Origin of the sequence: Ramlibacter sp., assembly GCF_036676645.1 — a bacterium.
GTDB lineage: Bacteria > Pseudomonadota > Gammaproteobacteria > Burkholderiales > Burkholderiaceae_C > Ramlibacter.
The window spans coordinates 1-6,311 of record NZ_JAKFCM010000118.1 but is presented as its reverse complement, the minus strand read 5'-3'; the positions used below and the strand labels follow the sequence as shown (position 1 = coordinate 6,311).

Below are 6,311 nucleotides of genomic sequence, written 5' to 3'. Positions count from 1 at the left end.
TGGATCATCGACCTCGGGCCGGAAGGCGGCCATGCCGGCGGCCAGGTGGTCGCCGCCGCGCCCCCGGAGGAGGTGGTGCGGCTGGGGACGCACACGGGGAAGGCGCTGGAGGCGGTGCTGGCGCGGACCTGAAGTCGAGGCTCCCGGCAGCTCGGACCTCTCGGTCGATCCAGGCCGCGGAAACCGGGGTGATGAAAGGCACGCGCGGCCTCATCCGCCGACTGGAAGTGGCACAGTCCGGGGCATGACATGGAGCCTGATTCGCCTTTCCGACACCCCCACCGTCCCCTGGCGCAACGGCGGAGGCACCACACGCGAACTGGCTGCCTGGCCTGCGGGCGAAGGCTGGGCGTGGCGCATCTCGGTCGCGCAGGTCGCCGCCGACGGGCCGTTTTCCCACTATCCCGGCGTGCAGCGCTGGTTCGCGGTCGTGCAGGGCCCTGGGGTTCGCCTTGCGGTCGACGGCCAGGTGCGGGAAGTGGATGTCGCCAGCGCGCCGCTGGCGTTCGACGGCGCGGCGGCGGTTGAGTCCTGGCTGCTCGCAGGGCCGACGCAGGACCTGAACCTCATGGTGCGGCGCGAGCGTGCCCGCGGTGCCATGGCGCGCCTGCGCGGCCCGCAGCGGTTCGTGACCGGCGCGGACGGCGTGATCGCGGTGTACGCACTCGATGCGCCCACGACGCTGCATGGGCGCGGGGGGGGCACGTGCGTCGAGCTGCCGCCGCAGAGCCTTGCGTGGCGGCACCTGCCGGCGGGCACCGAACTGGAGGTCGCCACGACGGGGGCGATCTGCATGGAGATCACGCCGCAGCCCGGGGGCGCGCCGCTGCGCCCGCACTAAAAACGCATCCCGATTCCCACACAGTGGGACTTGGGCCTTTCCACTGCCCCGCGAAGGCCGGGATACTGGGCCAATGCCGAGCTTTGAGGCCAACACGCCCGCCACCTCCGACCGCGTCCTGCAGGTCCTGGCTGTGCTGGCGCAGCAGGGACGGGTGCTGAGCGCCACCGAGCTGATGGCGCACACCGGGCTGGCCCGCAGCACCTTGTACCGGCTGCTGGCACGGCTCAAGCGCTGGGGCTTCGTCGTGGAGAACGAGGGCAGCTATGCACCGGGGCCGCTCAGCCTGCAGCTGGCGCTGGGCTTCGACCTGTCCTCGCACCTGGTGCGCCAGGCGCGCCAGGAGATGATCGCACTGTCGCGCCAGTCGCGCGAGAGCGTGGGCCTGATCGTCGCCGTCAACGACCGGGCGATCTGCCTCGATATGGTCGAGAGCGAACAGTCGCTGCGCTGCTCCTTCGAGAAGGGCCGCAGCGTGCCATTGCGCGCCGGTGCCTCGGCCAAGTGCCTGCTGGCGCACCTGCCTGACGCCGCGCGCGAGACGGTGCTCGCCGCGCAGTATCCGGACCCCGAGGCGCGCCGGGCCGTCGATGCGGAGCTGGCCGCGATCCGGCAAGCCGGCTATGCCATGACCGCGGGCGAAGTCGACCCCGGTGTGTGGGGCGTGAGCGCCCCCCTCTTCGGCGGCGCGCGCCGGGCGGTGGGCGCCCTCACCCTGATGGCGCCGTTCACCCGCGCGCAAGGCCAGGAAGCGGCCCTCGCCGATATGACCATGGTCGCGGGCGCACGCATCTCGCGCGCGCTGGCGCTGCCCTGACATCTTTTCCAACCCGAAGGAGACTCACCCATGAACTTCCGCCGCCACTTCCTGCTCACCGCGCTCGCCACCGCGGCCCTCGGCAGCAGCGTCGCCCACGCCCAGGACAACGTGCTGCGCGTCGGCACCGATGCCACCTTCCCGCCGATGGAATTCATGGAGAACGGCAAGCGCACCGGCTTCGACGTGGAACTGGTGGAGGCGATCGCCAGAAAGCTGGGCAAGCAGCTGGAATGGGTGGACATCGACTTCAAGGGCCTGATCCCCGGGCTGGTCTCGCGCCGCTTCGACATGGCGGTCTCGGCGATCTACATCACCGACGAGCGCAAGAAGGTGGTCGACTTCACCGACCCGTACTACGCCGGCGGCCTGGTCGCCATGGTCAAGGAAGGCAGCAGCATCAGGAAGCTGTCGGACCTGGACGGCAAGAAGGTGACGGTGCAGGTGGGCACCAAGTCGGTCGGCTTCCTGCAGCAGAACTACCCGAAGGTCCAGCGCGTCGAGGTGGAGAAGAACCAGGAGATGTTCAACCTGGTCGACATCGGCCGCGCCGATGCCGCCGTCACCGGCAAGCCGGCCGCCTACCAGTACGTGCGCACCCGCCCCGGCCTGCAGGTGCTGCAGGAGCAGCTGACCACCGAGGAATACGGCATGGCGCTGCGCAAGGACACGCCCGAGCTCACCAAGGCGGTCAACGGCGCGATCGCGCAGCTGAAGGCCGACGGCACCTACGCCGCGATCGTCAGGAAGTGGTTCCAGAACAGCGGCAAGTAAGCCGCAGCGGCCGGATCGCCTTCCATGGGTCTCGACTTCACGCCGGTATGGGCCGGCATGCCCCAGTTGCTGCACGGCGCGCTCGTGACGGTGGAGATCACCGCCGTCTCGCTCCTGCTGGGCTGCGTGCTGGGGCTGCTGATCGGCATCGGCCGCCTCAACCCGCGGCGCCGCATCGTGTACCGGCTGTGCACGGCCTACGTCGCGGCGATCCGCGGCACGCCGCTCCTGGTGCAACTGTTCATCTGGTTCTTCGGCCTGCCGCAGTTCGGGATCATGCTGCCGGCGTTCGCCTGCGGGATGATGGGGCTGGGCATCTACTCGGCCTCCTACGTCTCGGAGATCGTGCGCGGTGCGATCCAGTCGGTGGATCGTGGGCAGATGGAGGCCGCGCGCTCCATCGGGCTGTCGGCCGGCCAGGCGATGCGCAGCGTGATCCTGCCCCAGGCCGTCGTGCGGATGATCCCGCCCCTGGGCAACGAATTCATTGCGCTGATCAAGAACTCGGCGCTGGTGTCGCTGCTCACCATCCATGACCTGATGCACGAAGGCCAGAAGATCATCAGCGTTTCGTATCGCTCGCTGGAGGTGTACCTGGCCATCGCGGTGATCTACTTCATCCTGACCGGGCTCACGACACTGGCCCTCGGCCGGCTGGAAGTGCGGCTGCGCGCGGGGGGCATGGTGCAATGAACCCGATGACAGCGGAGGGTCCGCCCATCCTGCGCATCCGCGGGCTGCGCAAGTCCTTCGGCGACCACGTGGTGCTGGACGGGATCGACTTCGACGTCTGGCCTTCCCAGGTCGTCGTGGTGATCGGACCGAGCGGCTCGGGCAAGAGCACGTTCCTGCGCTGCTGCAACGCACTGGAGCAGCCCGAGGGCGGCCGGATCGAGATCTGCGGGCGCACGCTGGTGGACGACGGCCGCATGCTGGGCGAGGCCGAGCTCAACGCCCTGCGCCAGGACGTCGGCATGGTGTTCCAGTCCTTCAACCTGTTCCCGCACCTGTCGGCGCTGCACAACGTCACGCTCGGGCCGCGCAAGCTGCGCGGCCTCGCGCGCGCGGACGCCGAGGCCCGCGCCCGCGCACTGCTGGACAAGGTGGGGCTCTCGCACAAGGCCGACGCCATGCCCGCGAGCCTCTCGGGCGGCCAGAAGCAGCGGGTGGCGATCGCCCGCGCGCTGGCGATGGAGCCCCGCGTCATGCTCTTCGACGAACCGACGTCGGCGCTCGACCCCGAGCTGGTGGGCGAGGTGCTGCAGGTCATGAAACTGCTGGTGAGCGAAGGCATGACCATGGTGGTGGTCACGCACGAGATGGAGTTCGCCCGCGAAGTGGCCGACGTGGTGATCGTCATGGATGGCGGCGGCATCGTCGAGTCCGGTCCTCCGGCCACCATCTTCCGCAACCCGACCCAGGAGCGCACGCGCGGCTTCCTGCAGGCGGTCCTCATGCGCGCATGAGCGGGGCCCTCTTCGCACGGCACGCGCTGCTGCCGACGGGCTGGGCGCGCGACGTGCTGCTGGAGTGGGACGCCGCGGGCACCCTGCGCGTCGTGCAGCCCGGCGCGCAAGCCGGCGCGGCCGTCGAGCAGGCCGCCGGTCCCGTCCTGCCGGGCATGCCCAACCTGCATTCCCATGCGTTCCAGCGCGTCCTCGGCGGCCGGACCGAGTACCGCGGCCAGGCCCGGGACAGCTTCTGGAGCTGGCGCACCCTGATGTACCGCATCGCGGGCGCGATCGCGCCCGAGCAGCTGGAAGCCATCGCCACCGGCCTGTACGTCGAGATGCTGGAAGCGGGCTACACCAGCGTGTGCGAGTTCCACTACCTGCACCACGACGCCGGCGGCCGCCCGTACGCGGACGACAGCACGCTGTCGCAATGCCTGCTGCGCGCCGCCGAACGCGCGGGCATCGGCTTCACGCTGCTGCCGGTCCTGTACCAGGCAGCGGGCTTCGGCGGAACGCCGCCGCGCCAGGAGCAGCAGCGCTTCATCCGCGCCACCGGGTCGATGCTGCACCTGCTCGAGCGCCTGCTGCCGCTGTGCCTGGCGCAGGGGGCCCGGCTGGGCCTGGCGCCGCATTCACTGCGCGCCGTACCGCCCGAGAGCCTGCGCGAGGCACTCGCCGGGCTGGATGCGATCGACACCTCCGCCCCGGTGCACATCCACGTCGCCGAACAGACCGCCGAAGTGGAAGCCTGCCTGGCCTGGAGCGGCCAGCGGCCGGTGGAGTGGCTGCTCGACCATGCGCCGGTCGATCGCCGCTGGTGCCTGGTGCACGCCACGCACATGAGCGCGCAGGAAAGCGCGCGTGCGGCGGCCACGGGTGCCGTTGCCGGCCTGTGCCCCACCACCGAGGCGAACCTCGGCGACGGCATCTTCGACGTGCCGGCGTGGCGCGCGGCCGGTGGCCGCTGGGGCGTGGGCTCCGACAGCCACGCCTGCGTCGACGCGGCCGAAGAACTGATGATGCTCGAATACAGCCAGCGATTGCAGGTGCGCCAGCGCAACGTCATGGCAGGCCCCGTGCAGCGCTGCGTCGCGACCGCCATGACGCTCGAGGCGGTCGCCGGCGGCGCGCAGGCGAGCGGCCGTCCGGTCGCGGGCCTCGCTGCCGGCCAGCGTGCGGACCTGGTCGTGCTCGACGCGTCGCACCCGCTGCTGGAAGGCCTGCCCTCGCCCGATGCGATGCTCGCTGCCCACGTGTTTGCCAGCCATCGGCGCTGCGCCATCGGCTCGGTGTGGGCCGGCGGCTGCCTCGCCGTGCGCGAGGGCCGCCATGCGCTGCACGAGAGCGCCACGCGCGGGTTCGTGGATGCCCGGCGCGCACTGGCGCGCACCATCGACTGAACATCCCTCCCCATCGAGATGCCGGATCCGACTTCCCCTGCGCCCTTCGTCTTCCATCCGGGCACGCAGCCGCTGCTCCTGTCCATTCCACACATGGGCACCTGCGTGCCTGCGGTCCTGGCCCGCCGCCTCACCGACGAGGCGCGCCGGGTCCCCGACACCGACTGGCACCTGGACTGCCTCTATGCCTTCGCACGAGAGCTCGGCGCGTCGGTGCTGCAGGCCACGCACTCGCGCTACGTCGTCGACCTGAACCGGCCCCCCGACGACGCGAGCCTGTACCCCGGGCAGGCGACCACGGGCCTTTGCCCGGACCTGACCTTCGACGGCACGCCCGTCTACCTCGATGGACAGGGCGTCGGCGATGCGGAACGGGCCGTGCGCCGCGAGACCTGGTGGCGCCCTTACCACGAGCTGCTGCGCCGCGAGCTCGATCGCATGCGCGCGGAGCATGGCGTCGCCATGCTGTGGGATGCGCACTCGATCCGCTCGGTGCTTCCGCGCTTTTTCGAAGGCCAGCTGCCCGACTTCAACGTCGGGACCGCGAAGGGAGCCAGCTGCGCGCCGGAGCTCGGCGAGCGCATCCACGCGCTCGCGGCCGCGGTGCCGGGCCATACGGCCGTCCTCAACGGCCGCTACACGGGCGGCTATATCACGCGGCACTACGGCCGCCCGGAGGCGGGCATCCACGCCGTGCAGCTCGAGATGACCCAGTGCAGCTACATGGAGGAGCGCTGGCCCTTCGACTACCTGCCAGCGAAGGCCGGTGCCGTCCAGCCGTACCTGCGGCGCATGCTGGAGGCCATGCTGGCGTTTGCGCACGAGCGCGCGTGAAGAGCGGGGTTCCGGCACCGGCACGTCTGGCAGCCGCTGTGCAGATGCGCACAATCCCCCCATGCACGTCTTCTTCAACGACCGCCACGCCCTGCACCACGGCCGCCACGAGATGTTCCGCGGCGAGCTGGTGCCCTGCTTCGAGGTGCCGGCCCGGGCCGACTACGTGCTGCAGGAGCTGCAGGCCCGCC

Annotated in this window: 7 protein-coding genes; all 7 read left to right on the top strand. The window is 70.8% G+C overall.

What is annotated here, in order from left to right; translation table 11 throughout:
• The first annotated feature begins 244 nt into the window (after positions 1–244).
• The 7 genes from V6M57_RS18495 to hutG all read left to right on the top strand — a co-directional run bounded on the left by V6M57_RS18495 (position 245) and on the right by hutG (position 6,120).
• A complete protein-coding gene (locus V6M57_RS18495; protein ID WP_332816473.1) occupies positions 245–841 on the top strand; it encodes a HutD/Ves family protein in 597 nt (198 codons plus the stop codon).
• A gap of 73 nt (positions 842–914) precedes the next feature.
• Positions 915–1,658, top strand: a complete 744-nt coding sequence (locus V6M57_RS18490) for an IclR family transcriptional regulator (RefSeq protein ID WP_332816472.1) — start codon at positions 915–917, stop codon at positions 1,656–1,658.
• A gap of 30 nt (positions 1,659–1,688) precedes the next feature.
• The gene (locus V6M57_RS18485; protein ID WP_332816471.1) at positions 1,689–2,432 is read left to right on the top strand and encodes a transporter substrate-binding domain-containing protein; all 744 of its coding nucleotides are present in this window, start codon (positions 1,689–1,691) and stop codon (positions 2,430–2,432) included.
• Between the two features lie 24 nt (positions 2,433–2,456).
• Positions 2,457–3,125 carry an amino acid ABC transporter permease gene (locus V6M57_RS18480; RefSeq protein ID WP_332816470.1) on the top strand — a complete coding sequence of 223 codons (669 nt, stop codon included), beginning with the start codon at positions 2,457–2,459 and terminating at the stop codon, positions 3,123–3,125.
• On the top strand, positions 3,122–3,898 hold the full coding sequence (locus V6M57_RS18475) for an amino acid ABC transporter ATP-binding protein (protein ID WP_332816469.1): 777 nt from the start codon (positions 3,122–3,124) through the stop codon (positions 3,896–3,898). The genes V6M57_RS18480 and V6M57_RS18475 overlap by 4 nt, the downstream gene beginning before the upstream one ends.
• Positions 3,895–5,286 (top strand): formimidoylglutamate deiminase, encoded by a 1,392-nt coding sequence (locus tag V6M57_RS18470; protein ID WP_332816468.1) that lies wholly within the window; start codon positions 3,895–3,897, stop codon positions 5,284–5,286. The genes V6M57_RS18475 and V6M57_RS18470 overlap by 4 nt, the downstream gene beginning before the upstream one ends.
• Positions 5,287–5,304: 18 nt before the next feature.
• Entirely contained in the window at positions 5,305–6,120 is an 816-nt protein-coding gene (gene hutG / locus V6M57_RS18465; RefSeq protein ID WP_332816467.1) for an N-formylglutamate deformylase, read from the top strand.
• Positions 6,121–6,311 lie beyond the last annotated feature (191 nt).